Below are 4,046 nucleotides of genomic sequence, written 5' to 3'. Positions count from 1 at the left end.
GTTTAGATCCGCCCACATTACCACCTGAAATCGGAAGATGTTTCGTTTGGCAGGTAGTGTATTTAATATTTTTTTCTTGTTCAAATTTCTTGGCAACTAAATTAACGATCGTTTCAGCCATTTTTCTGTATCCTGTTAATTTACCACCTGCAATGGTGATTAATCCTGACTCAGATTCCCAAATTTCATCTTTACGGGAGATTTCTGAAGGATCTTTTCCATCTTCTAAAATTAACGGACGAACACCAGCCCAGCTAGACTCAATATCAGCATCTGTAACCTTCACAGTCGGGAACATATAATTAATGGATTTAAGCACATACTCTCGGTCACTGCTTGTAATATTCGGACTAACCGCATCTTCATCGAAGAAGGTATCTGTCGTTCCAACATAAACCTTCTCTTCACGAGGAATAGCGAATACCATTCTGCCGTCTGGTGTATCAAAGTAAACAGCTTGCTTCAGCGGGAATCTAGATTGATCAATAACTAAGTGCACGCCTTTTGTTAATTGTAATGCTTTACCCTTCTTAGAATTATCAATTTCACGGATTTCATCTACCCAAGGACCTGTTGCATTGACTACTTTATCTGCATAAATCTCATGTTTCTCACCTGTTAATTGGTCATTAATTAAAACACCTACAACTTTACCATTTTCATAGAGCAGATTTTCAACTTTTGAATAATTAAGTGCTTTTGCGCCTAATTCAACAGCTGTTTTCATAACTTCGATGGTAAGACGAGCATCATCGGTACGGTATTCAACATAATACCCTCCGCCTTGAAGGTTTTCGTTCTTCACTAAAGGTTCTTTATTCAACGTTTCTTGTTGAGATAACATTTTTCTACGTTCACTTTTTTTAACACCCGCAAGGAAATCGTATACTCTCAACCCGATATTTGTACTGAAACTACCAAAGGTTCCACCTTTATGGAAAGGTAATAACATCCATTGAGGCGTGGTAACATGAGGTCCATTTTCATAGACGATTTCTCGTTCTTTCCCTACTTCAGCAACCATTTTAATTTCGAATTGTTTTAGATAACGTAAACCACCGTGAACGAGCTTTGTTGAACGGCTGGATGTTCCAGCTGCGAAATCCTGCATTTCCACTACTGCCGTCTTCATTCCTCTGACTGTAGCATCCAGGGTAATACCTGCTCCTGTGATTCCTCCGCCAATTACCAATAGGTCCAATTTATCTTTCTTTACAGAAGTTATGATTTCATTACGATTTTTATTTGAAAAGTTCATTATATTTTCCCCTCCATTTTGGTAGAAATCAATAAAAGAGACCACAAATCAACATTATCAATATGATAATGTGTTTCGTGGTCTCTCCATGTCTCCTACCGACTTTATTAACTTAGGTTTAGTATACCAGAAAACGCTGATAAATAAAAATCCTCAGCCTCGAGAATAAAAAATTATTTAAAAGCCATTGCAGCATGGACAGCTTTTTTCCATCCTTTATAAAGGGTTTCCCGTTGTTCTTCTTCCATTTTCGGCTCGTAAGAACGTTCGATCGCCCATTGTGAAGCAATGTCTTCCCGGCTTTCCCAATAACCTACTGCTAGTCCTGCTAAATAAGCTGCACCTAGTGCAGTTGTTTCATTAATAACAGGTCTTTCTACAGGCACGTTTAAGATATCACCTTGGAACTGCATGAGAAAATCATTTTTAACAGCCCCGCCGTCAACGCGTAAAGTCTTTAGTTTAATTCCTGAGTCTGCTTCCATAGCAGATAACACATCTTTTGCTTGATAGGCAATGGATTCTAACGTTGCCCGGATAAAATGTTCTTTTGTTGTACCACGGGTTAATCCAAAAACAGACCCACGTACATCACTGTCCCAATAAGGAGTTCCAAGACCGACAAAAGCAGGCACCACATACACACCATCTGTTGTATCCACTCGGTCCGCATAACTCTGGCTATCACTAGCTGATTTAACCATTCTCATTCCATCTCGAAGCCATTGGACAGCTGAACCAGCAACGAATATACTACCTTCAAGCGCATACTCTACCTTCCCGTCTATTCCCCAAGCCAATGTCGTTAATAGACCATTTTCAGAACGGATCGCTTTTTCACCCGTATTCATCAGCATGAAGCACCCTGTACCATACGTGTTCTTTGCCATTCCTTCTGTAAAGCACGCTTGGCCAAACAGAGCTGCCTGCTGATCCCCTGCTGCGCCGGCAATTGGAATTTCTTTACCAAAGAAATGATACGATACAGTGTGTGCATAGATTTCAGAAGATGGACGTACTTCAGGGAGCATTGATTTAGGTACAGTTAGAATTTCTAGAAGTTCATCATCCCATTTTAATTCATGGATATTATACATCAGCGTTCGGGATGCATTAGAATAATCCGTCACATGCGCCTTGCCGCCAGACATTTTCCAGATTAACCACGTATCAATTGTCCCAAACAGAAGTTTCCCTTGATCCGCTTTTTCTCTAGCACCTTCAACATTATCAAGAATCCATTTTACCTTTGTGCCGGAAAAATAAGCATCGATTAGTAAACCTGTTTTGTCTCTTATGGTATCGCTATATCCTTTTTCTTTTAATTCGTCACAAATTCCGCTCGTTTGTCTAGATTGCCACACAATGGCATTATATACCGGATGTCCCGTTTCTTTATCCCAAACCACTGCTGTTTCCCGCTGATTTGTAATACCAATCCCGGCAATTTGTTCTGGTTTAATCATAGATGATGATAAAAGATCAGCAATTACCGCCAACACAGAGCCCCAAATTTCATTTGCATTATGCTCTACCCAGCCCGGCTTTGGAAAGTATTGAGTAAACTCACGCTGTGCAGTATGAACGATTTCCCCTTTTTTATTAAAAAGAATAGCACGTGTACTCGTCGTTCCTTGATCCAATGATAAAATATACGTCTCCATTTGCTTTCCCCTTTTCTTTACTCGTATTTTACTTAGACAGCAATTTTCGAATTATCCATTTCACTTTGTTTCTTTTCACCAAGAACGTATGCTAGAGCTAATACAATTACATTCGCGCCTAGGACCACCCAAAATGATATCGAAAGGGTTCCACTAAACATATATTTATAGAATACCGCTCCAAATGAACCACCTAAAATAGGTCCGACTACCGGAATCCACGCATATCCCCAGTTTGATGACCCCTTGCCTGGAATCGGCAATAAGAAGTGTGCAATACGCGGACCTAGGTCACGTGCAGGATTAATCGCATAACCTGTTGTCCCGCCAAGTGACATCCCAATCGCTACAATTAATAAGCCAACTGCAATAGGATTTAACTCTTTAGAATATTCATTTGCGCCAATATACAATAATCCTAGAATTAGCATAAATGTACCAATCATCTCGCTTAATAAATTCGAAAATGTGTGCGGTATAGCGGGACTTGTCGAAAAGACGCCCAGCTTTGTTCCTGGATCGTTCGTAGCCTTCCAATGCGGCAGGTACTGCAGGAAGACAAGCGTTGCCCCAATAATAGCCCCTATCATTTGAGCAATTATGTAACCCGGTACATCGCTCCAAGCAAACGTTCCGTTAAGTGCCATGGCAATCGTGACTGCTGGGTTTAAATGAGCATCACTGATTGACCCGACAGCAAAAATCCCTAGTGTTACTGCAAGGCCCCATGCAATAGTGATGACAATCCATCCTGAATCCTTTGCGTACGATTTCGTCAAAGATGAACCAGCACCTACTCCGGCACCAAAAACAATTAAAATCATCGTACCTATTACCTCGCCCCAAAATGGAGTCATGGTTAACACACCCCTTAGTTTTAAGTTCTTTTACTAATAACATTATGAGAGAGACAAAAAAAATTCACACAGAATCATCCTCTTTATATAGAGGCAGTACTGTGTGAATCTCCTTATCTCCGTCACAATTTATTAACTTATTTTGAATTATACAAGTCTATGAAAACGCTGTCAAGAAAAAGACACATTCCTTCGATTAAACTTCTTTTTTTAAAAAAACCTTATTCTTCAAAAAAACTCCATAATTCTTGTTTAGACGTTGTAATC

Annotated in this window: 3 protein-coding genes; all 3 read right to left on the bottom strand. The window is 39.9% G+C overall.

Annotation, left to right across the window (positions count from 1 at the left end; translation table 11 throughout):
* On the bottom strand, positions 1-1,258 hold a 1,258-nt coding region (locus AC52RT_RS14525), incomplete at its 3' end, for a glycerol-3-phosphate dehydrogenase/oxidase (RefSeq protein ID WP_495541404.1).
* 173 nt (positions 1,259-1,431) lie between these two features.
* Positions 1,432-2,922 (bottom strand): glycerol kinase GlpK, encoded by a 1,491-nt coding sequence (gene glpK, locus AC52RT_RS14520; protein ID WP_495541403.1) that lies wholly within the window; start codon positions 2,920-2,922, stop codon positions 1,432-1,434.
* Positions 2,923-2,954: 32 nt separating this feature from the next.
* Positions 2,955-3,779: an MIP/aquaporin family protein gene (locus AC52RT_RS14515; protein ID WP_495541402.1), complete on the bottom strand. Its 825-nt coding sequence runs from the start codon at positions 3,777-3,779 to the stop codon at positions 2,955-2,957.
* Between the last annotated feature and the right edge of the window lie 267 nt (positions 3,780-4,046).

This window comes from Peribacillus sp. (assembly GCF_059453735.1).
Note: the sequence above shows the minus strand (reverse complement) of the source record. Positions and strands in the feature narration are given on the sequence as shown.

What these genes read in the sequence shown, in the direction of transcription:
- AC52RT_RS14515 (WP_495541402.1), bottom strand. Translation starts at nt 3,779, where the DNA reads ATGACTCCATTTTGGGGCGAGGTAATAGGTACGATGATTTTAATTGTT.
- glpK (WP_495541403.1), bottom strand. Translation starts at nt 2,922, where the DNA reads ATGGAGACGTATATTTTATCATTGGATCAAGGAACGACGAGTACACGT.